Origin of the sequence: Mycobacterium sp., from assembly GCF_035506235.1 — a bacterium.
Lineage (GTDB): Bacteria > Actinomycetota > Actinomycetes > Mycobacteriales > Mycobacteriaceae > Mycobacterium.
In genome coordinates this window covers 1-20,869 of record NZ_DATJPU010000010.1, presented here as the reverse complement: position 1 = coordinate 20,869, position 20,869 = coordinate 1, and the positions used below count along the sequence as shown (strand labels likewise).

At 68.9% G+C, this 20,869-nt stretch carries 20 protein-coding genes, 1 tRNA gene and 1 pseudogene; 20 read left to right on the top strand and 2 right to left on the bottom strand.

Annotation, left to right across the window (positions count from 1 at the left end):
* The first annotated feature begins 1 nt into the window (after window position 1).
* From VMD50_RS01370 to xerD, 10 genes are all read left to right on the top strand, one after another.
* Window positions 2–1,009, top strand: a complete 1,008-nt coding sequence (locus VMD50_RS01370) for an HAD-IIA family hydrolase (protein WP_325424106.1) — start codon at window positions 2–4, stop codon at window positions 1,007–1,009.
* Between the two features lie 12 nt (window positions 1,010–1,021).
* The gene (locus VMD50_RS01365) at window positions 1,022–1,207 is read left to right on the top strand and encodes a hypothetical protein (protein WP_325424104.1); all 186 of its coding nucleotides are present in this window, start codon (window positions 1,022–1,024) and stop codon (window positions 1,205–1,207) included.
* 8 nt (window positions 1,208–1,215) lie between these two features.
* Window positions 1,216–2,025 carry a TlyA family RNA methyltransferase gene (locus VMD50_RS01360; RefSeq protein WP_325424102.1) on the top strand — a complete coding sequence of 270 codons (810 nt, stop codon included), beginning with the start codon at window positions 1,216–1,218 and terminating at the stop codon, window positions 2,023–2,025.
* Complete coding sequence (locus VMD50_RS01355; RefSeq protein WP_325424100.1) at window positions 2,022–2,942, top strand: NAD kinase; 921 nt, start codon at window positions 2,022–2,024, stop codon at window positions 2,940–2,942. Before VMD50_RS01360 ends, VMD50_RS01355 begins: the two co-directional genes overlap by 4 nt.
* 24 nt (window positions 2,943–2,966) lie before the next feature.
* Window positions 2,967–4,742, top strand: a complete 1,776-nt coding sequence (gene recN, locus VMD50_RS01350; protein WP_325424099.1) for a DNA repair protein RecN — start codon at window positions 2,967–2,969, stop codon at window positions 4,740–4,742.
* A gap of 185 nt (window positions 4,743–4,927) precedes the next feature.
* On the top strand, window positions 4,928–6,109 hold the full coding sequence (steA, locus tag VMD50_RS01345) for a putative cytokinetic ring protein SteA (protein ID WP_325424097.1): 1,182 nt from the start codon (window positions 4,928–4,930) through the stop codon (window positions 6,107–6,109).
* Window positions 6,110–6,128: 19 nt separating this feature from the next.
* Window positions 6,129–7,073, top strand: coding sequence for a copper transporter (locus tag VMD50_RS01340; protein WP_325424095.1), 945 nt, complete (start codon window positions 6,129–6,131; stop codon window positions 7,071–7,073).
* A 122-nt stretch (window positions 7,074–7,195) separates the two neighbouring features.
* Window positions 7,196–8,950 carry a CTP synthase gene (locus tag VMD50_RS01335; RefSeq protein ID WP_325424093.1) on the top strand — a complete coding sequence of 585 codons (1,755 nt, stop codon included), beginning with the start codon at window positions 7,196–7,198 and terminating at the stop codon, window positions 8,948–8,950.
* Complete coding sequence (locus VMD50_RS01330; protein ID WP_325424091.1) at window positions 8,943–9,566, top strand: NUDIX hydrolase; 624 nt, start codon at window positions 8,943–8,945, stop codon at window positions 9,564–9,566. Before VMD50_RS01335 ends, VMD50_RS01330 begins: the two co-directional genes overlap by 8 nt.
* Window positions 9,563–10,504 carry a site-specific tyrosine recombinase XerD gene (gene xerD, locus VMD50_RS01325; RefSeq protein ID WP_325424089.1) on the top strand — a complete coding sequence of 314 codons (942 nt, stop codon included), beginning with the start codon at window positions 9,563–9,565 and terminating at the stop codon, window positions 10,502–10,504. Before VMD50_RS01330 ends, xerD begins: the two co-directional genes overlap by 4 nt.
* 75 nt (window positions 10,505–10,579) lie before the next feature.
* Here the strand turns inward: xerD and VMD50_RS01320 are convergent.
* A pseudogene (locus VMD50_RS01320) lies at window positions 10,580–11,309 on the bottom strand (O-methyltransferase); the annotation flags it as partial.
* Between the two features lie 197 nt (window positions 11,310–11,506).
* Between VMD50_RS01320 and VMD50_RS01315 the strand changes: the two are divergent.
* From VMD50_RS01315 to VMD50_RS01270, 10 genes are all read left to right on the top strand, one after another.
* Window positions 11,507–12,370 carry a ParA family protein gene (locus VMD50_RS01315; protein ID WP_325424087.1) on the top strand — a complete coding sequence of 288 codons (864 nt, stop codon included), beginning with the start codon at window positions 11,507–11,509 and terminating at the stop codon, window positions 12,368–12,370.
* The gene (locus tag VMD50_RS01310; protein WP_325424085.1) at window positions 12,367–13,167 is read left to right on the top strand and encodes a segregation/condensation protein A; all 801 of its coding nucleotides are present in this window, start codon (window positions 12,367–12,369) and stop codon (window positions 13,165–13,167) included. The genes VMD50_RS01315 and VMD50_RS01310 overlap by 4 nt, the downstream gene beginning before the upstream one ends.
* Before the next feature lie 49 nt (window positions 13,168–13,216).
* Window positions 13,217–13,903, top strand: a complete 687-nt coding sequence (gene scpB, locus VMD50_RS01305; RefSeq protein ID WP_325424083.1) for an SMC-Scp complex subunit ScpB — start codon at window positions 13,217–13,219, stop codon at window positions 13,901–13,903.
* Complete coding sequence (locus VMD50_RS01300; protein WP_325424082.1) at window positions 13,903–14,646, top strand: pseudouridine synthase; 744 nt, start codon at window positions 13,903–13,905, stop codon at window positions 14,644–14,646. Before scpB ends, VMD50_RS01300 begins: the two co-directional genes overlap by 1 nt.
* Window positions 14,643–15,326, top strand: coding sequence for a (d)CMP kinase (gene cmk / locus VMD50_RS01295; protein WP_325424080.1), 684 nt, complete (start codon window positions 14,643–14,645; stop codon window positions 15,324–15,326). The genes VMD50_RS01300 and cmk overlap by 4 nt, the downstream gene beginning before the upstream one ends.
* Entirely contained in the window at window positions 15,323–16,750 is a 1,428-nt protein-coding gene (gene der, locus VMD50_RS01290; RefSeq protein ID WP_325424078.1) for a ribosome biogenesis GTPase Der, read from the top strand. The genes cmk and der overlap by 4 nt, the downstream gene beginning before the upstream one ends.
* A 207-nt stretch (window positions 16,751–16,957) precedes the next feature.
* A complete protein-coding gene (locus VMD50_RS01285; RefSeq protein WP_325424076.1) occupies window positions 16,958–17,716 on the top strand; it encodes an SDR family NAD(P)-dependent oxidoreductase in 759 nt (252 codons plus the stop codon).
* 13 nt (window positions 17,717–17,729) lie between these two features.
* A complete protein-coding gene (locus VMD50_RS01280) occupies window positions 17,730–18,560 on the top strand; it encodes a cyclase family protein (protein ID WP_325424074.1) in 831 nt (276 codons plus the stop codon).
* Window positions 18,557–19,309, top strand: a complete 753-nt coding sequence (locus VMD50_RS01275; protein WP_325424072.1) for an IclR family transcriptional regulator — start codon at window positions 18,557–18,559, stop codon at window positions 19,307–19,309. Before VMD50_RS01280 ends, VMD50_RS01275 begins: the two co-directional genes overlap by 4 nt.
* Window positions 19,310–19,366: 57 nt before the next feature.
* Window positions 19,367–19,440: transfer RNA gene (locus VMD50_RS01270), tRNA-Pro, on the top strand.
* Window positions 19,441–19,601: 161 nt separating this feature from the next.
* Here the strand turns inward: VMD50_RS01270 and VMD50_RS01265 are convergent.
* The gene (locus VMD50_RS01265; RefSeq protein WP_325424070.1) at window positions 19,602–20,723 is read right to left on the bottom strand and encodes a site-specific integrase; all 1,122 of its coding nucleotides are present in this window, start codon (window positions 20,721–20,723) and stop codon (window positions 19,602–19,604) included.
* Window positions 20,724–20,869: the final 146 nt, after the last annotated feature.

Genomic DNA, 20,869 nt, shown 5'->3' with positions numbered 1-20,869 from the left:
GATGAAAACCCTTGCCCGACAATATGATTGCCTGCTGGTCGACCTGGATGGGACGGTCTTTCGCGGCGCTCAGCCCACCCGGGGCGCGGTGCAGTCGCTCGACGAGGTGGACAGCCGCAAGCTGTATGTGACCAACAACGCCTCGCGCAGCGCCGACGAGGTGGCGCTGCACCTGCGTGAGCTCGGCTTCACCGCCACCGGCTCCGACGTCGTCACCAGCGCGCAGAGCGCGGCCCGGCTGCTGGCCGATCAGTTGGCCCCGGACTCCCGCGTGCTGATCGTGGGCACCGACGCGTTGGCCAACGAGATCGCCGCCGTCGGGCTGCGCCCGGTGCGCCGCTACGACGACAACCCGGTCGCCGTCGTGCAGGGCCTGTCCACGACCATCGGCTGGCCGGAGCTCGCCGAGGCCGCCCTGGCCATCCGGGCCGGCGCGCTGTGGGTGGCGGCCAACGTCGATCCCACGCTGCCCACCGAGCGGGGCCTGCTTCCCGGGAACGGTTCCTTCGTGGCCGCGCTGCGAGCGGCCACCGGCGCCGAACCCCGAGTAGCCGGCAAGCCGGCGCCGCGCCTGCTGCAGGACGCGGTGGCCCGGGGCGAGTTTCGCGCGCCCCTGGTCATCGGCGACCGGCTGGACACCGACATCGAGGGCGCCAATGCCGCCCGGCTGCCCAGCCTCATGGTGCTCACCGGCGTCAGCACCGCGCGCGACGCCGTCTACGCCGACCCCGCCCGCCGGCCCACCTACATCGGCCACGACCTGCGCTCGCTGCACGCCGAAGGCGAGCTGCTCGCGGTCGGGCCCCAGCCGGGCTGGCACGTCGAGGTCGACGACACGGCGGTGACGGTCAGCGCCAATGGCGCCGACGAGGGGGATGGGCTGTCGGTCGTCCGCGCCGTCGCCAGCGCGGTGTGGGCTGTCGTGGGTTCCGAGCCGTTGCGCATCGAGGCCGCCGACGACCGGGCGTGCGACGCGTTGCAGCGCTGGTCTTTGGTGGACGGCGACTAACGTAGGTACGCGATGACTATCGATCCCGATCAGCTTCGCGCTGAAATTGACGCCCTGGTTGTCCAGCTGTCCGAGGTGGGGGATCCGGAAAACCCCGACCACGAGCCGTCTCTCGCCGAGCTCGAGGAGATCGCGCGCCGCCTCTCCGAGGCGCACGACGTGCTGCTGGCTGCGCTGGAGTCGGCGGAGAAGGGCTGAGTGCGGCGGTGGCACGGCGCGCCCGCGTCGACGCCGAGCTCGTCCGCCGCGGGCTCGCGAGATCTCGTCAGCAGGCCGCGGAGTTGATCGGGGCCGGCAAGGTCAGCATCGACGGCCTGCCGGCGCGCAAGCCGGGCACCGCCGTCGAGGTCACCGCGGCCCTGACCGTCGCCGACGACGGCGAGCGCGGCTGGGTGTCGCGCGGAGCGCACAAGCTCATCGGCGCCCTGGACACCTTCGGCATACCCGTCGCGGGCCGCCGCTGCCTGGACGCCGGCGCATCGACGGGCGGCTTCACGGAGGTGCTGCTGGACCGGGGCGCCGACGAAGTGGTGGCCGCCGACGTGGGCTACGGCCAGCTGGCCTGGTCGCTGCGCTGCGACCCGCGGGTGACCGTCGTCGAGCGGACCAACGCCCGCGACCTGACGCCCGAGGCGATCGGCGGGCCGGTCGACCTGGTGGTGGCCGACCTGTCTTTCATCTCGCTGTCGAGCATGTTGCCAGCGCTGATTGGATGCGCTTGGCCGAGCGCGGATATCGTTCCCATGGTGAAGCCGCAGTTTGAAGTGGGGAAGGGCCAGGTCGGCGCCGGCGGGGTCGTCCGCGACCCGGGCTTGCGGGCCGACGCGGTGCTGGCCGTCGCGCGGCGCGCCGGGGAGCTGGGCTGGCAGACCCTCGACGTCACCGCCAGCCCGCTGCCGGGCCCGTCGGGCAATGTCGAATACTTCCTGTGGTTGCGTGCCGAGACGGATCGGGGGCTATCTGCCGATGGGCTGGTGGACGCGATGAGGCGGGCCGTGGAAGAGGGCCCGGAATGACCGATCACCGTACCGTGCTGCTGGTGGTCCACACCGGCCGCGACGAGGCGACCGAGACCGCGCGTCGCGTGCAGAAAGTGCTGGGCGACAACGGAATTGCGCTCCGCGTGCTGTCCACCGAGGCGGTTGACCGGGGGTCGCTGCACCTGGCCCCCGACGACATGCGGGCCATGGGCGTCGAAATCGAAGTGGTCGATGCCGACTCGTCGGCGGCCGAGGGCTGCGAACTGGTGCTGGTGCTGGGTGGCGACGGCACTTTCCTGCGGGCCGCCGAACTGGCCCGGAACGCCGGGATTCCGGTGCTGGGCGTCAACCTGGGCCGGATCGGATTCCTGGCCGAGGCCGAGGCGGAGGCCATCGACCGGGTGCTGGAGCACGTCGTCGCCCGCGACTACCGGGTGGAGAATCGCCTGACGCTGGATGTCGCGGTGGTGAACAAGGGCCGCGTCGAACACGGGTGGGCGCTCAACGAAGTCAGCCTGGAAAAGGGCCCGCGGCTGGGTGTGCTCGGGGTGGTCGTCGAGGTCGACGGGCGCCCGGTGTCCGCGTTCGGCTGCGACGGCGTGTTGGTGTCGACGCCCACCGGCTCGACGGCCTACGCGTTCTCGGCAGGCGGCCCGGTGCTGTGGCCCGACCTCGAGGCAATCCTGGTGGTACCCAACAACCCTCACGCGCTGTTCGGTCGCCCCATGGTCACCAGCCCCGAGGCCACCATCGCGATCGAGACCGAGGCGGGCGGTCACGACGCCCTGGTGTTCTGCGATGGCCGCCGCGAGATGCTGATCCCGGCCGGCAGCCGGATCGAGGTGACCCGCTGCGACACCCCGGTCAGATGGGCGCGGCTGGACAGCGCGCCGTTCACCGACCGCCTGGTGCGCAAATTCCGGTTGCCGGTGACCGGTTGGCGCGGGAAGTAACGGCGCTCGCCGGGTGCTCACCGAATGCTGACCGAAATCAGAATCGAGTCGCTGGGTGCCATCAGCGCCGCCGTGGGGGAGTTCGGCCGCGGACTGACGGTGCTGACCGGCGAGACCGGCACCGGCAAGACGATGGTGGTGACCGGTCTGCACCTGCTCGGCGGGGCCCGCGCCGACGCCACCCGGGTCCGGTCCGGCGCCGATCGCGCGGTCGTCGAGGGTCGTTTCACCACAACCGATCTCGATGATAGGGCGGCGGCGCACCTGGACCGGATGCTCGACGCGTCGGGCGCCGAGCGCGACGAGGACGGCAGCGTGATCGCGCTGCGCTCGGTCAGCCGCGACGGGCCCTCCCGCGCGTATCTCGGCGGCCGCAGCGTGCCCGCGAAGTCGCTGGGCGACTTCACCACCGAGCTGCTCACGCTGCACGGCCAAAACGACCAGCTGCGGCTGATGCGTCCCGAGGAGCAGCGTGGCGCGCTGGACCGGTTCGCCGGCGCCGGTCCGGCACTGGAGCGGTACCGCAAGCTGCGCGACGCCTGGCTGACGGCGCGGCGCGACCTGACCGACCGCCGGGATCGGGCCCGCGAGCTCGCCCAGGAGGCCGACCGGTTGAAGTTCGCGTTGAACGAGATCGACACCGTCGACCCGCAATCCGGGGAAGACGACGCGCTGGTCGCCGACATCCTGCGCCTATCGGAACTGGACAGCCTGCGCCAGGCCGCCGCCACGGCGCGCGCCGCACTATCGGCCGACGACGCGGACGGGCTCGGCCGAAGTGCCACCGACGGCCTCGGAAAGGCAAGGGCCGCATTGGAATCGACCGACGACGCGACGTTGCGGGCGTTGGCCGGCCAGATCGGCGAGGCGCTCACGGTGGTCGCCGACGCGGCCCACGAGCTCGGTGCCTTCCTGGACGAGCTGCCGGTCGACGCCAGCGCTCTGGAGTCCAAGCTGGCCCGGCAGGCGGAGCTGCGCACGCTGACCCGCAAGTACGCCGCCGACATCGACGGGGTGCTCAAGTGGGCGCGGGAGTCGCGCGAACGGCTGGCGCAGATCGACGTCTCCGAGGAGGGACTGGCGGCGATCGCGAAGCGGGTCGACGATCTGGCCCGCGAACTATCCGAAGCCGCAGTCGATCTCAGCAAGGTGCGGCGCAAGGCCGCCAAGCGGCTGGCCAAAGAGTTGACCGCGGAACTGTCCGGGCTGGCGATGGCCGACGCCGAGTTCACGATCGACGTGGCCCTAGAAGCCGTCCCAGCCGCCGTGCGGGCCGGCCCGGGCGATCCCGCCACCCTTGAGTTGCCCTCCGGCGAACTGGTCCGCGCCGGCGGTGACGGCATCGACCAGGTCGAGTTCGGCTTCGCCGCCCATCGCGGCATGACGGTGCTGCCGCTGGCCAAGAGCGCCTCCGGCGGCGAGTTGTCCCGCGTGATGCTCGCATTGGAAGTCGTGCTCGCCACTTCCCGTAAAGAGGCGACCGGCACCACGATGGTGTTCGACGAGGTGGACGCCGGCGTCGGCGGCCGGGCGGCCGTACAGATCGGGCGCCGGCTGGCGCGGCTGGCCCGCACCCACCAGGTCATCGTGGTCACGCACCTGCCGCAGGTCGCCGCATATGCCGACGTGCACCTGGTGGTGCACAGCGCCGGGCCCAAGGGGACCAGCGTGGTGCGGCGGGTCACCGACGACGACCGGGTCGCCGAGCTGGCGCGGATGCTGGCGGGGCTGGGCGACTCGGACAGCGGCCGGGCGCACGCCCGGGAACTGCTCGAAACCGCGCAGAGCGACAGGCGCTAACACCCCACCACGCCCCCGCGAGCGTGCGTAGTACGGCGACACCCCGCAAAGGCCGTACAACTGCGCACCCTCGCGCGACCAAGCCGTGATGGGTCTGTGACAGTTGTGACTCTAGATAACTTCTGAGGCTGGTGTTACGGCGCGCCTACTCGCCTGCCCCGGGCTTCACCGACAGAATCGCCCCCATGAAGATGTCAGGTCTGCTATCGCGTAACACGTCCCGGCCCGGCCTCACGGGCACCGCCCGGGTCGACCGGAACATCGACCGCCTGCTGCGCAGGGTGTGTCCCGGCGACATCGTGGTCCTCGACATCTTGGATCTGGACCGCATCACCGCGGACGCGCTGGTCGAGGCCGACATCGCCGCCGTCGTCAACGCCTCACCGTCGGTCTCGGGCCGCTATCCCAACCTGGGGCCCGAGGTTCTGGTCAACAACGGCGTGACCCTCATCGACGAGACCGGGCCCGAGGTCTTCAAGAAGGTCAAGGACGGCGCCAAGATTCGCCTCCACGAGGGCGGGGTGTACTCCGGCGACCGCCGCCTGGTCCGCGGCACCGAACGCACCGACCACGACATCGCCGACCTGATGCGCGAGGCCAAGAGCGGCCTGGCCGCCCACCTGGAGGCGTTCGCCGGCAACACGATTGAGTTCATCAAGAGCGAAAGCCCGTTGCTGATCGACGGTATCGGCATCCCCGACATCGACGTCGACCTGCGCCGCCGGCACGTGGTGATCGTGGCCGACGAGCCCAGCGCCGAGGACGACCTGCGCTCGCTGAAGCCGTTCATCAAGGAGTACCAGCCGGTGCTCATCGGCGTCGATACCGGCGCGGATGTGTTGCGCAAGGCCGGGTATCGGCCCCAGATCATCGTCGGGGACCCCGACAAGATCAGCACCGACGCCCTCAAGTGCGGTGCCCACGTCGTCCTGCCCGCCGACGCCGACGGCCACGCGCCCGGGCTGGAACGGATCCAGGATCTGGGCGTCGGCGCGATGACCTTCCCGGCGGCGGGTTCCGCGGTCGACCTGGCCCTGCTGCTGGCCGACCATCACGGCGCCGCGCTGCTCGTGACGGCCGGCCACACCGCCAACATCGAGACGTTCTTCGACCGGACGCGCGCGCAAAGCAACCCCTCGACGTTTCTGACCAGGCTTCGGGTGGGGGAGAAGGTGGTGGACGCCAAAGCCGTTGCCACGCTGTACCGCAACCACATTTCGGCGGGCGCCATCGCGCTGCTGGCACTGACGATGCTGATCGCCGTCATCGTGGCGCTGTGGGTGTCCCGGACCGACGGCGTGGTGCTGCACTGGATCACCCACTACTGGAACCACCTCTGCCTCTGGGTGCAGCACCTGATCACCTAGTCCGAGGACGGTGCGGTAAATGATCTCGTTACGCCAACATGCCCTGTCGCTGGCCGCCGTCTTCCTGGCGCTGGCCGTGGGAGTCGTGCTGGGCTCCGGATTCTTGTCGGACACCCTGCTGTCCAGCCTGCGTGACGAGAAGCGTGACCTGTACACACAGATCAACGGGCTCAACGACCAAAAGAACGTGATGAACGAAAAGCTCGCCGCGGCAAACAATTTCGATAACCAGCTGGCCGGCCGAATCGTGCACGACGCCCTCGGCGGAAAATCGGTGGTCGTGTTCCGCACCCCCGACGCCAAGGATGACGACGTCGCCGCGGTCTCGAAATTCATCGGCCAGGCCGGCGGGACGGTCACCGGAACGGTGTCGCTGACGCAGGAGTTCGTCGACGCCAACTCGGCGGAGAAGCTTCGGACGGTGGTGAACTCGTCGATCCTGCCCGCCGGTCAGCAGTTGAGCACCAAGCTCGTCGACCAGGGCTCGCAGGCCGGCGACCTGCTGGGCATCGCCTTGCTGATCAACGCCAACCCGGCCGTGTCGCCCGTCGACGATCCCCAGCGCGACACCGTGCTGGCCTCGCTGCGCGACACCGGCTTCATCACCTACCAGCCCGCCGACCGCCTGGGGGCGGCTAACGCCGCGCTGGTCGTCACCGGCGGCGCGTTATCCCAAGACGCCGGCAACCAAGGCGTCAGCGTGGCCCGGTTCTCCGCCGCGATGGCCCCGCACGGCTCGGGCACCCTGCTGGCGGGGCGCGACGGTTCGGCGACGGGGGGCGCCGCGGTCGCCGTCACCCGCGCCGACGCCGGCATGTCGTCGGCCATCAGCACCGTCGACGACATCGACGTCGCGCCCGGGCGCATCACCGCGGTGCTGGGCCTGCACGACCTGATCAACGGCAACCACGTCGGGCAGTACGGCACCGGCCACGGGGCCACCTCGATCACCGCGCCGCAGTAGCGGGCGTGTTCCCCGCGACACGGCGTCGTGGATGTTAGGGTGGGTTTCCGTGGGTCGGCAGGCCCATCTAGTTAATCGCTAGACAAACTTCAAGCCCTGCCCGTCTTCACGGAGGTCGCCTGTTGCGAAAGCACCCGCAAACCGCCACCAAGCACCTCTTCGTCAGCGGTGGGGTTGCTTCGTCGCTCGGCAAGGGGCTGACCGCCAGCAGCCTTGGGCAGCTACTGACGGCCCGCGGGTTGCACGTGACGATGCAAAAGCTCGACCCGTACCTCAACGTCGACCCGGGCACGATGAACCCGTTCCAGCACGGCGAGGTGTTCGTCACAGAGGACGGCGCCGAGACCGACCTCGACGTCGGCCACTACGAGCGGTTCCTGGATCGCAACCTGTCGGGCTCTGCGAATGTCACGACCGGGCAGGTGTACTCGACCGTCATCGCGAAGGAGCGGCGCGGCGAGTACCTCGGCGACACGGTCCAGGTCATCCCGCACATCACCGACGAGATCAAGCGGCGCATCATGGCGATGGCCCAGCCGGACGCCGACGGGAATCGCCCGGACGTCGTCATCACCGAAATCGGCGGCACCGTGGGCGATATCGAGTCGCAGCCCTTTCTGGAGGCCGCGCGACAGGTGCGCCACGACCTCGGCCGGGAAAACGTCTTCTTTCTGCACGTGTCGCTGGTGCCCTACCTGGCCCCCTCGGGAGAGCTCAAGACCAAGCCCACCCAGCACTCGGTGGCCGCGCTGCGCAGCATCGGCATCACCCCCGACGCGCTGATCCTGCGCTGCGACCGGGACGTACCCGAAGCGCTGAAGAACAAGATCGCGCTGAGCTGCGACGTCGACATCGACGGCGTCATCTCCACCCCCGACGCGAAGTCGATCTATGACATCCCGAAGGTGTTGCACCGCGAGGAACTCGACGCGTTCGTGGTGCGCCGACTGAACCTGCCGTTCCGCGACGTCGACTGGACCGAATGGGACGACCTGCTGCGCCGGGTGCATGAACCGCACGAGACGGTGCGAATCGCGCTGGTGGGCAAGTACGTCGAACTGTCCGACGCCTACCTGTCGGTCACCGAGGCGCTGCGCGCCGGCGGGTTCAAGCATCACGCCAAGGTGGAGATGGTGTGGGTGGCCTCCGACGAGTGCGCGAGCGACGGCGATGCGGCTTCCGCGCTGGACGACGTGCACGGTGTGCTGATTCCCGGCGGGTTCGGCATCCGCGGCATCGAGGGCAAGATCGGCGCCATCCGCCATGCCCGGGCCCGCGGGCTGCCGGTGCTGGGGCTGTGCCTCGGGCTGCAGTGCATCGTGATCGAGGCGGCGCGCTCGGCGGGTCTCACGGAGGCCAACTCGGCCGAATTCGAGCCGGGCACACCGCATCCCGTGATCTCGACGATGGCCGACCAGGAGCAGATCGTCGCCGGCGAGGCCGACCTCGGCGGCACCATGCGGCTGGGCGCATACCCGGCGGTGCTGGAGGCGAATTCGATTGTGGCCCAGGCGTATGGGGCCACCGAGGTGTCCGAGCGGCACCGGCACCGCTACGAGGTCAACAACGCCTACCGCGACAAGATCGCCGAAAGCGGCCTGCGTTTCTCGGGGACCTCGCCCGACGGCCACCTGGTCGAGTTCGTCGAATACCCGCCCGACGTGCATCCGTTCATCGTCGGCACCCAGGCGCACCCCGAACTGAAGAGCCGGCCCACCCGGCCACACCCGCTGTTCGTGGCGTTCGTCAAGGCGGCCCTCGACTACAAGGCGGGCGAGCAGCTGCCGGTGGAAATTCCCGAGCAGCACTCGCCCAACGGCACCCAGCATCGAGACAGCGTTCAGCGGCCGCTACCCGAGCCCGCGGCCCGTGGCTGAACACGACTTCGAGACGGCGTCATCCGAAACGCTGTATACAGGCAAAATATTCGCGCTGCGCAGTGACCGGGTCCGGATGCCCGGCGGTACCATCGCGGTACGTGAAGTCGTCGAGCACTACGGGGCGGTCGCCATCGCCGCACTGGATGCCGACAACAACATTGCGATGATCTACCAATACCGCCATGCGTTCGCTCGACGGTTGTGGGAGCTGCCGGCCGGGCTGCTCGACATCGTCGGGGAGCCGCCGCAGAAAACGGCGATCCGCGAACTCCAAGAGGAGGTCGGACTGCAAGCCAGCACTTGGCAGGTGCTGGTCGACTTGAATGCCGCACCTGGTTTCAGCGACGAATCGGTGCGGGTTTACCTGGCCACCGGACTCACCGAGGTGGACCGGCCCGAGGCGCATCACGAAGAAGCCGACATGACGATGCGCTGGTTTCCCGTCGGGGACGCGGCCCGCATGGCGTTCAGCGGCGAGATCGTCAATGCCGTTGCGGTGGCGGGGATTCTGGCCGCGCACGCGGTGACGGATGGGTTCGCGCAGCCGCGCCCGGCGGACAGCCCGTGGATCGACAAGCCGACCGCGTTCGCCGCGCGCAAGGTCGCGCGATGACGGCGGTGGCGCTGGAGACACAACTTCAGGGCTACCTCGACCACCTGACGATCGAGCGGGGCGTGGCGAAGAACACACTGAGCTCCTATCGCCGTGACCTGCGCCGCTACAGCAAGCACCTGTCCGACCGCGGAATTCACGACCTGGCCAAGGTCGGCGAGGACGACGTCAGCGAGTTTCTGGTGGCGCTGCGCCGCGGCGATCCGGACACCGGGATCGCGGCGCTGTCCGCGGTGTCGGCCGCGCGCGCCCTGATCGCGGTGCGCGGCTTGCACCGGTTCGCCGCCGCCGAAGGCCTCGCCGAACTGGATGTGGCGCGGGCCGTCCGGCCGCCGACCCCCGGCCGCCGGCTCCCCAAAAGCCTGACGATCGAAGAGGTGCTGGCGCTGCTGGAAGGCGCGGGCGGCGACAGCCCGAGCGACGGCCCGCTGACGCTGCGCAACCGCGCGCTGCTCGAGTTGTTGTATTCCACCGGATCTCGGATCTCCGAGGCCGTCGGCCTCGACGTCGACGACATCGACACCGAGGCCCGCTCCGTGCTGCTGCGCGGCAAGGGCGGCAAGCAGCGGCTGGTGCCGATCGGGCGCCCCGCCGTGCAGGCGCTGGACGCATATCTGGTGCGCGGCCGCCCCGATCTTGCGCGCCGGGGCCGCGGCACGCCCGCCACCTTCCTCAACGCGCGCGGCGGCCGGCTGTCGCGGCAGAGCGCGTGGCAGGTGCTGCAGGACGCCGCCGAGCGCGCCGGCATCACCTCGGGTGTCTCGCCGCACATGTTGCGGCATTCCTTCGCGACCCACCTGCTCGAGGGCGGCGCGGACGTTCGCGTCGTTCAGGAGTTACTGGGTCACGCCTCGGTGACGACCACGCAGATCTACACGCTGGTCACCGTGCACGCGTTGCGCGAGGTGTGGGCCGGGGCCCACCCGAGGGCGCAATAGGTGGCGCGAGCAGACGCACAAGCCCCCATCTAGAGCCGAAATAGGGGGCTTTTGTGTCTGCTCGCGGGAAAACGAGCCCACGAATTCCGACTCCAGCACCAGGTCGGACACCAACGACTGGTATTCGAGGTGCGCCTTGTGCTCGACGGTCTTCCACAGCGTGCCCTGTTGTCGGCGCATGTACTCGCGGTACTTCGGCGCGCCGGGGATCCTGACGTTGTCGGCGACAACGACCGCGCCCGGGCGCAGCCAGCCCCGGTCGAGAATGCTCATCAGGTCATCGAGATAGGCATCCTTGTCGTGGTCGAAGAACGCGAAATCCGTGCTCATCTGCCAGCGCGTCGAGCGTGCGCCCGCCGTCACCGATGGTGCCGACGACGCACGTCACCCGGTCGGCGACGCCCGCGTGCTCCCAGATCCGCCGGGCGTTGGCCGCGTTGGCCTCGGCGAGCTCGACGGAATACACCTGCGCCCCGGGGGCGGCGCGCGCGATCCGCAGCGCGCCGTAGCCGCAGTAGGTGCCCAGCTCGAGCGCCAGCGCGGGGTCGGCGCGCCGCACGGCGGCGTCGAGCAGCAGGCCCTTCTCGTCGCCGACGTTGATCAGCATCGACTTCTCGTAGGCGAACTCGTCGATGGTGGCCAGCACGTCGTCGACGTCGCCGGCCCGGGCGTTCTTGACGACGTACTCGACCGCGGCGGCCTCGCGCCCGTCGCCGATCTGGCCCGTGGTGGTGATGTTGCGATTCCCGGCGGCCATCCGCCACACCGACCAGCGCAGGATGGGCAGGCGTCGCTTGAGGTTCATGAGGCCCACGATAGTGCGGGCGCCCCGCACCCCCTCCAATGGTGCTGGTGTGACTGAAGTTAACCCTGTGTGCAACGTGGCGTCCCATCAGGGATTTCTGCCAATTGGCTGGTGACTCGCCTGCGGGTCGCCCGGCTTCCGGGCGCGGAGCCGTTAGACTTTGCTGCGATGTTCACCTCCCGAACACGCCGGGCGTGATGACCGAGCACCCGGACAACGGCGTCGAGATCGGCTTGACGGGACGCCCGCCGCGGGCGATCCCCGAGCCGGCGCCGCGCACCTCGCACGGCCCGGCCAAGGTCGTCGCGATGTGCAACCAGAAGGGCGGCGTCGGGAAGACCACCTCGACGATCAACCTGGGAGCCGCCCTCGCGGAGTACGGCAGGCGGGTGTTGCTGGTGGACATGGATCCGCAGGGCGCGCTGTCCGCGGGCCTGGGCGTCCCGCACTACGAGCTGGAGAAGACGATCCACAACGTGCTGGTGGAACCGCGGGTGTCGATCGACGACGTGCTGCTCTCCACGCGGGTCAACCACATGGACCTGGTGCCCAGCAACATCGACCTGTCGGCCGCCGAGATCCAGTTGGTCAACGAGGTGGGCCGCGAGCAGACCTTGGGCCGCGCGCTGTATCCGGTGCTGGACCGCTACGACTACGTGCTGATCGACTGCCAGCCGTCGCTGGGCCTGCTCACGGTCAACGGGCTGGCCTGCTCGGATGGCGTGGTGATCCCGACCGAGTGCGAGTTCTTCTCGCTGCGCGGCCTGGCGCTGCTCACCGACACCGTCGATAAGGTCCGCGACCGGCTCAACCCGAAGCTGGTGATCAGCGGCATCCTGCTCACCCGCTACGACCCGCGCACCGTGAATTCGCGCGAGGTTATGGCCCGCGTCGTGGAGCGGTTCGGCGACCTGGTGTTCGACACCGTGGTCACCCGGACCGTGCGATTCCCGGAGACCACCGTGGCCGGCGAGCCCATCACCACCTGGGCGCCCAAATCGACCGGGGCGATCGCCTACCGCGCGTTGGCCCGCGAGTTCATCCACCGATTCGGCGCGTGAACGGCACCGCCAACGGTGAGGCGCCAGCCAGGAACGGCTTTCAGGTCCGCCTGACCAACTTCGAGGGGCCGTTCGACCTGCTGTTGCAGCTGATCTTCGCCCATCGCCTCGACGTCACCGAGGTGGCGCTGCACCAGGTCACCGACGAATTCATCGCCTACACCAAAGAGATCGGTTCCCAGCTGGGCCTGGAGGAGACCACCGCGTTCCTGGTGATTGCCGCGACGCTGCTCGACCTCAAGGCCGCCCGGCTGCTGCCGGCCGGGCAGGTCGACGACGACGAGGACCTGGCGCTGCTGGAGGTGCGCGACCTGCTGTTCGCCCGGCTGCTGCAATACCGCGCGTTCAAGCACGTCGCGGAGATGTTCGCCGAGCTGGAGGCCGCCGCGCTGCGCAGCTATCCGCGCGCGGTGTCGCTGGAGGACCGGTTCACCGAGCTGCTCCCCGAGGTGATGCTCGGCGTCGACGCAGAACGCTTCGCCCAGATCGCCGCGGTCGCGTTCACCCCGCGGCCGGTCCCGACGGTGGCCATCGGTCACCTCCACGAGCTCCAGGTCTCGGTCCCCGAGCAGGCCGAAAAGCTGCTGGCCATCCTGGAAGCCCGGGGCAGCGGCCACTGGGCGACGTTTTCCGAGCTGGTCGCCGACTGTCAGGCGCCGATGGAGGTCGTCGGGCGCTTCCTTGCGCTGCTCGAGCTGTATCGGACGCGGACGGTAGCATTCGACCAGTCAGAGCCGCTTGGCGTGCTCCAAATTTCGTGGACCGGGGAGCGTCCGGTAGAAGTGCGGGACGAATGACCCGCGCCGTCGACGATGCAACGCGCAGCGGTGAGGAGGAGCGGCGCAGATGACCGACGAGTTGCCCGAAATCGATCTGGGTATCGATATCGCCGAGGCGGCGCCGATGGACGCCGGCGAGCTCGGCTCCGTGCTGGAGGCGCTGTTGCTGGTGGTGGACAGCCCCGTCACCGCCGAGGCGCTGGGCGCGGCCACCCAGCAACCCGTCTACCGCATCGCCGCCAGGCTGCAGCAGCTCGCCGACGAGCTCACCGAGCGCGACAGCGGCATCGATCTGCGCCAAACCAGCGAGGGCTGGCGGATGTACACCCGCGCCCGGTTCGCGCCCTATGTGGAGAAGCTGCTGCTGGACGGCGCGCGGTCCAAGCTCACGCGGGCGGCGCTGGAGACGCTGGCCGTGGTCGCCTATCGGCAGCCCGTGACGCGGGCGCGGGTGAGCGCGGTGCGCGGCGTCAACGTCGACGCCGTCATGCGCACCCTGCTGGCGCGCGGCCTGATCACCGAGGCCGGGATCGACGACGACACCGGCGCCACGACGTTCGCGACCACCGAGCTGTTCTTGGAGCGGCTGGGGCTGACGTCGCTGGCCGACCTCCCCGACATCGCGCCGCTGCTTCCCGACGTCGACACGATCGAGGACCTGAGCGAATCCCTGGACAGCGAGCCACGTTTCATCAAACTCGCGGGCGGTTCGGCGTCCGAGGAGTCGCTGTCCTTCGACGTGGACAAGGATTGATGGTCGACACGCAAGGGGTCCGTCTACAAAAAGTCTTGTCCCAGGCCGGAATTGCGTCGCGGCGGGCCGCCGAGAAGTTGATCCTCGATGGCCGTGTCGAGGTGGACGGACAGGTGGTGACCGAACTGGGCACCCGGGTCGACCCGGACGTCTCGGTGATCCGCGTCGACGGCGTCAGGGTGCTCCTCGACGACTCGCTGGTGTACCTGGCGCTGAACAAGCCGCGCGGCGTGCACTCGACGATGTCCGACGACCGCGGCCGGCCCTGCATCGGCGACCTGGTCGAGCGCCGGGTGCGTGGCAACAAGAAGCTGTTTCACGTCGGCCGATTGGACGCCGACACCGAGGGCCTGATCCTGCTGACCAACGACGGCGAGCTGGCGCACCGGTTGATGCACCCCTCCCACGAGGTGCCCAAGACGTATCTGGCGACGGTGAGCGGGACCGTGCCGCGTGGGCTGGGCAAGAAGCTGCGCGCCGGGATCGAGCTGGAGGACGGGATGGCGCGGGTCGACGATTTCGCGGTGGTGGACGCCATCCCCGGAAAGACGTTGGTGCGCTTGACGTTACACGAAGGACGCAACCGCATCGTGCGCCGGCTGCTGGCGGCGGTTGGCCATCCGGTGGAGTCGCTGGTGCGCACCGACATCGGCGCGGTGTCGTTGGGGGAGCAGCGCCCGGGCAGCATCCGCGCGTTGCGGCGCGACGAGGTCGGGCAACTGTACAAGGCGGTTGGGCTGTGACGGGCGTCGTTGTTGCCATCGACGGCCCCGCCGGGACCGGAAAGTCCTCGGTGTCAAAGGGGTTGGCACGCGCGCTGGGCGCCCGCTACCTCGACACCGGGGCGATGTACCGGACCGTGACGCTGGCGGTGCTGCGCGCCGGGGTCGACCCGGCCGACGCCGAGGCCGTCGCGGCTATCGCTTCGCAGGTGCAGCTGTCGGTCAGCTACGACCCCGATGATGATCGGTGTTATCTTGCCGGAGAGAACGTTTCGGTGGAGATCCGCGGTGACGAGGTTACCCGTGCCGTCTCGGCGGTATCGTCGGTACCGGCGGTGCGCGCCCGGTTGGTCGCCCTGCAGCGGTCGATGGCCCGTGGCCCGGGCAGCGTCGTCGTCGAGGGCCGCGACATCGGAACCGTGGTGTTGCCCGACGCGCCGGTGAAGATCTTCCTGACCGCCTCCGCCGAAACCCGGGCCAAGCGGCGCAACGACCAGAATGTCGCGTCGGGTCTGCCCGGCGACTACGAGGCCGTGCTGGCCGACGTGCGGCGCCGCGACCATCTCGATTCCACCCGGCCGGTGTCGCCGCTGCGCGCGGCCCCCGACGCGGTGGTCGTCGACACCAGCGACATGACCGAGGCGCAGGTGATTGCCCACCTGCTCGAGTTGGTACGGCAGCGAAGCGGGGCGGTGCGGTGACGCAGGACGGCACCTGGGTCAACGAAAGCGACTGGGAAGCAATCGATTCCGGAGCCGAGGATTTCGAAGATCCCGGCCCGGCGCCGGTGGTCGCGGTGGTGGGCCGACCCAACGTCGGCAAGTCGACCCTGGTTAACCGGATTCTCGGCCGTCGCGAGGCGGTGGTGCAGGACGTCCCCGGCGTGACGCGCGACCGCGTTTCCTACGATGCGCTGTGGACCGGGCGCCGCTTCGTCGTGCAGGACACCGGCGGGTGGGAGCCCGACGCCAAGGGCCTGCAACAGCTAGTGGCCGAGCAGGCGTCGGTCGCCATGCGCACCGCCGACGCGGTGATCCTGGTGGTCGATGCGACCGTCGGCGCCACCGCCGCCGACGAGGCCGCCGCGCGCATCCTGCTGCGTTCGGGCAAGCCGGTCTTCCTGGCCGCCAACAAGGTTGACAGCGAGAAGGGCGAAGCCGACGTCGCCGAGCTGTGGTCGCTGGGGCTCGGCGAGCCGCACGCCATCAGCGCGATGCACGGCCGCGGCGTCGCCGATCTGCTCGACGAGGTGCTCGCCGCGCTGCCCGTGGGGGTACCTCCCGCTCGCGGGGGAGTGTCGGAGGCGGCGCCGGCGGCGGCGGGTGGGCCGCGGCGGGTGGCGCTGGTCGGCAAGCCCAACGTGGGCAAGAGCTCGCTGCTGAACAAGCTTGCGGGCGACCAGCGTTCGGTGGTCCACGAGGTCGCCGGGACGACGGTGGATCCGGTGGACTCGCTCATCGAGCTGGGCGGCAAGGTCTGGCGGTTCGTGGACACCGCGGGCCTGCGGCGCAAAGTGGGCCAGGCCAGCGGGCACGAGTTCTACGCGTCGGTGCGCACCCACTCGGCCATCGATGCGGCCGAGGTGGTGATCGTGCTGATCGACGCATCGCGGCCGCTGACCGAGCAGGACCAGCGCGTGCTGTCGATGGTGATCGAGGCCGGCCGGGCGCTGGTGCTGGCGTTCAACAAGTGGGACCTGGTTGACGAGGACCGCCGCGAGCTGCTCGAGCGCGAGATCGACCGCGAGCTGGCGCAGCTGGGGTGGGCGCAGCGGGTCAACATCTCCGCCAAGACGGGGCGCGCGGTGCAGAAGCTGGTGCCGGCGATGGAGACCGCGCTGGAGTCCTGGGACGCGCGGATTTCCACCGGGCAGCTGAACACGTGGATCAAGGAAGTGGTGGCGGCGACGCCACCGCCGGTCCGCGGCGGGAAGCAACCGCGCATCCTGTTCGCCACCCAGGCCACCGCCCGCCCGCCGACGTTCGTGCTGTTCACCACGGGTTTCTTGGAGGCCGGCTACCGACGCTTCCTGGAGCGGCGGCTGCGCGAGACGTTCGGGTTCGAGGGCAGCCCCATCCGGATCAACGTGCGCGTGCGCGAGAAGCGGGGAGCGAAGCGGCGCTGAGCGTCCTCGCGCTTGCCGCCTCTCCGGACCACTAGGCGGCCCTCGAATCCGGTAGCGCCGGCGGTATCACTTCCCGTTCTCTCCCGCAGTGCGGGATATGAAAGCTGTATCACAGGATTAATCGGTTGACTTCGCCCGGCGTGGCTCTTTACTGTTTCTTGTATATCGGGTTGATATACCCGCATCGTAGGAATTACGGAGACAGCGATGAAGCTGTTCAGCGTTCAGGACAAGTCGATACTGGTCACCGGCGCCAGCGGCGCCCTCGGCAGCGTCGCCGCGCGGGCGCTGGCCGAGGCGGGCGCCCGGTTGACGCTGACCGGCGGCAACGCAGCGGCACTGCGCGACCTGGGAATCGACGACGCCGCGGTGGTCACCCGCCGGCCCGAGACCCCGGCCGACGCCCAGGAGATGGTGGAGGCTGCCGTCGCCCGGCATGGCCGACTCGACGGGGTCCTGGTGGCGTCGGGCATGAACCACGTCGCGCCCATCACCGAGATGGCGGTCGAGAATTTCGACAGGGTGATGGGCGCGAACGCCCGCGGCGCCTGGCTGGTCTGCCAGGCGGCCGGGCGCGTCCTGCTCGAGCAGGGCGCCGGCGGCAGCGTCGTGCTCGTCTCTTCGGTTCGCGGTTCCCTCGGCCACCCGGCCGGCTACAGCGCTTATTGTCCGTCGAAGGGCGCCACCGATCTGTTGGCCAAGAGCCTGGCGGCGGAGTGGGGCGCGGCCGGTATCCGGGTAAATGCCTTGGCCCCAACGGTGTTCCGGTCCGAGCTGACCGAGTGGATGTTTGCCGAGGACGAGAAGGGCCGCCAAACCCGGGAGGCGATGTTCGCCCGAATCCCGTTGCGCCGCTTTGCCGAACCCGACGACTTCGTCGGCGCCCTGATCTATCTGCTCAGCGACGCGTCGAGCTTCTTCACCGGCCAGGTGATGTATCTCGACGGCGGCTACACGGCCTGTTGATCGAAAGGAAATCATGAGTATCAGTTGGCCGCTCGGCGAAGCCGAGTCGAAGTTGGAGTTCTACGACCTGTCCCACCCATGGGGTCATGGCGTGCCGGCGTGGCCGTACTTCGAGGACGTGAAGATCGAACGCCTGCACAACATGGCCCGAAGCCGGGTGCTGACCCAAAAGATCACCACCGTCATGCATTCCGGCACGCACATCGACGCGCCCGCGCACGTCGTCGAGGGCACACCCTTTCTGCACGAGATGCCGCTGAGCGCGTTTTTCGGTACCGGCGTCGTCGTGTCCATCCCGAAGAAGAAGTGGGAGGTCGTCACCGCGGAGGACCTGGAGAAGGCCACACCACAGATCCGGCCCGGCGACATCGTCATCGTCAACACCGGCTGGCATCACACGTACGCCGACAGCGCCGAGTACTACGCCTACTCGCCGGGCTTCTACAAAGAGGCAGGGGAGTGGTTTGCGGCTAAGGGCGTCAAGGCGGTGGGCACCGATACCCAGGCGTTGGATCACCCGATGGCCACCTCGATCGCCCCGCACGGCCCGGCCGAACACGCCGGTGGCCTATTGCCCTGGGCGGTAAGGGAATACGAGGAGGAGACCGGCCGCAAGGTGCTCGATGACTTCCCCGAGTGGGAGCCGTGCCACCGCGCGATCCTGTCCAAGGGCATCTATGGCTTCGAGAATGTTGGCGGAGAGCTGGACAAGGTCACCGGCAAGCGCGTCACCTTCGCCGCGTTCCCGTGGCGCTGGGTGGGCGGCGACGGCTGCATCGTGCGGCTGGTCGCGATCGTCGATCCCACTGGGACCTACCGCCTCGAGACCGGTGCGGCGGCGTGACTTCCGACGGTGCCGGCATTCAGGTCATCGCGCGCGCAGCCGAGATTTTGCGACTCTTGCAGGCTCACCCCGGTGGGCTCAGCCAGGCCGAGATCGGGGAGCGGCTCGGCATGGCCCGCTCGACGGTCAGCCGGATCTTGGGGGCCCTGGACGACGAGGGCCTGGTGGCCTCGAGGGGGGCGCGCGGCCCGTATCGGCTCGGGCCCGAGATCGCGCGCATGGCCGCCACCGTGCGGCTCGGCGTGGTGATGGATGTGCACCCGTTCATGGAGGAGCTGTCGCGCGAGCTGGAGGAGACGGTGGACCTGTCGATTCTCGATGGTGACCGCGTGACGTTCGTCGACCAGGTCGTCTCGCCGCACCGCCTACGGGCGATCAGCGCGGTCGGCGAGTCGTTTCCGCTGCACTGCTGCGCCAATGGCAAGGCGCTGCTGGCCAACCTGCCGCCCGAGCAGCAGGCGCAGGCGTTGCCGAGTCGGCTGGCCAGGCTGACCGACAACACGATTACGACGCTGGCGGCGCTACGCAAGGAGCTCGAACGCATACGCGCTGAGGGTGTCGCGTATGACCGCGAGGAGCAGACGGAAGGCGTGTGCGCCGTGGGCGCCGTTCTGCCTGGGGTGGGCAAGCAGCTGGTGGCGGTCAGCGTGCCCGTGCCGGCGCAGCGGTTCTACTGCCGGGAATCGGAGCTAGCGGACGCCCTGCTGGCCTGGGTGGGGAAGACGCGCAGGTCGCTCGGGCATTCGTAAGGTGTCGGGTCGTCTGCGGTAGGCTGTCGACCTGCTGCCGGTGATTCCGGCGGCATCCGGGCTGTGGCGCAGTTTGGTAGCGCACTTGACTGGGGGTCAAGTGGTCGCAGGTTCAAATCCTGTCAGCCCGACGATGTGAAATAGGCTCTGAGCTGCCGCGATGTCTTGGGTAGTGGATCAGACGACCCGGAGCTGGGGACCATTTTGGGACCACAAGTGCTTCGACAGCAGGTCGCCGGCACCCGCAACCGACTGCCGGTCGGGGTGGAGGTACCGCTGTGTCGTGCTGAGATCAGCGTGGCCGGCGATCTTCCGGAGCACGTGCACGGGCACGCCCGGCGTCAGCCATCCACGTCAGCCCGGTGTGCCGCAAGCTGTGACGCTTGAGCTCCTCGTAGCCAAGCTTGGTGACGACCTCGTCCCAGCAAGTTGCATCCCGAAGCGTGGCCGTGGTGATCCTCCCACCCCTCGGGCCGGTGAAAAGCCGGACGTCGGGGTCACCACCGGCCATGTCGATTCGGCGCTGAACCAGGGCGCGGATGGCGTGAATCAACGGAACTTGACGCGCCCGCCGTCCCTTGGTGTTCTTGTCGACCAGGCCGCCGCCGGACGCCGTGGTTCGTCCTTCCTGTAGCTCGCCAGGCGAGGGAGTTGTCTGACGACGCACTGTCCATATCCAGTCATCGGTATTGATGTCGCGGACCAAGCAGCCCGACACTTCACCGATACGCGCGGCGGTACATGCCTCGAAAATGACAGCATCGCCCCATCCTTGGTACTGGTCAGCCGACCTCGCAACGAGAGCATCCGCGAGACCCATCAGCGCAGCCCAGTCAGGAAGCGCGAGCGATCGCGGGTCGTCGAGCTCGTCTTCGGCCAGCTTGTACTCGCGCTGCCAGCCGCTGATGCGTGCTGGATTGCGGTCGATCAGCCCGTCGCGTACTGCCTGTTCCATCACGCGGACAAGTACCGCAAGGCTGTTCTTGACAGTTGATCGGCCGCAGTCATCCGAAATCCATGCGTATACGGCTCGGTCGACGGCGCCGTTGGTGATCATGGTGATAGGCAGGTGCCCGAGGCTCGGCACGACCCGCTTGCGCCAGCCGGCTAGATACGGATCGGTTGTCTTGCCCTCCAGCCCTCGCAGGGCCAACTTCATGTTGGCTTCGCCGTAGGCGGACAAGGTTGTGGTCGCAGTGTTCGGATCGATTCCGCGACCGGCCAGTTGCCGAGTCCGCCTTACCCAGCCCTCAGCATCTGCGCGCGTTGCGAAGGTTTCCGACTTTGAGAAGCGCTTTTTGGTGACAGGATCGAACCACCGCACCCTGGCTCTGTGGGCTTCGGCAGCGCCCTTTCGCGGCTCGATATCCGCGGACAGTGAAATGCCGAGCGGCAGATCGAGTCCGTCGGCCATTACGCTGCCTCACTAGGATCTACGCGACGACTGGCCAACCACGCCTCGACATCGTTGGAGTTGTACACGTACACCCGATTCGAAACTCGTACGAACGCCGGTCCTTGCCGCGGATGCGATGTGCGCCACCGGCGGATGGTGGACGC

Coding starts and splice junctions, on each gene's coding strand:
- VMD50_RS01280 (WP_325424074.1), top strand. CDS start 17,730: ATGAGTATCAGTTGGCCGCTCGGCGAAGCCGAGTCGAAGTTGGAGTTC.
- VMD50_RS01355 (WP_325424100.1), top strand. CDS start 2,022: ATGACCGATCACCGTACCGTGCTGCTGGTGGTCCACACCGGCCGCGAC.
- VMD50_RS01300 (WP_325424082.1), top strand. CDS start 13,903: ATGGTCGACACGCAAGGGGTCCGTCTACAAAAAGTCTTGTCCCAGGCC.
- recN (WP_325424099.1), top strand. CDS start 2,967: ATGCTGACCGAAATCAGAATCGAGTCGCTGGGTGCCATCAGCGCCGCC.
- VMD50_RS01265 (WP_325424070.1), bottom strand. CDS start 20,723: ATGGCCGACGGACTCGATCTGCCGCTCGGCATTTCACTGTCCGCGGAT.
- VMD50_RS01340 (WP_325424095.1), top strand. CDS start 6,129: ATGATCTCGTTACGCCAACATGCCCTGTCGCTGGCCGCCGTCTTCCTG.
- VMD50_RS01315 (WP_325424087.1), top strand. CDS start 11,507: ATGACCGAGCACCCGGACAACGGCGTCGAGATCGGCTTGACGGGACGC.
- xerD (WP_325424089.1), top strand. CDS start 9,563: ATGACGGCGGTGGCGCTGGAGACACAACTTCAGGGCTACCTCGACCAC.
- scpB (WP_325424083.1), top strand. CDS start 13,217: ATGACCGACGAGTTGCCCGAAATCGATCTGGGTATCGATATCGCCGAG.
- steA (WP_325424097.1), top strand. CDS start 4,928: ATGAAGATGTCAGGTCTGCTATCGCGTAACACGTCCCGGCCCGGCCTC.
- VMD50_RS01370 (WP_325424106.1), top strand. CDS start 2: ATGAAAACCCTTGCCCGACAATATGATTGCCTGCTGGTCGACCTGGAT.
- VMD50_RS01285 (WP_325424076.1), top strand. CDS start 16,958: ATGAAGCTGTTCAGCGTTCAGGACAAGTCGATACTGGTCACCGGCGCC.
- VMD50_RS01365 (WP_325424104.1), top strand. CDS start 1,022: ATGACTATCGATCCCGATCAGCTTCGCGCTGAAATTGACGCCCTGGTT.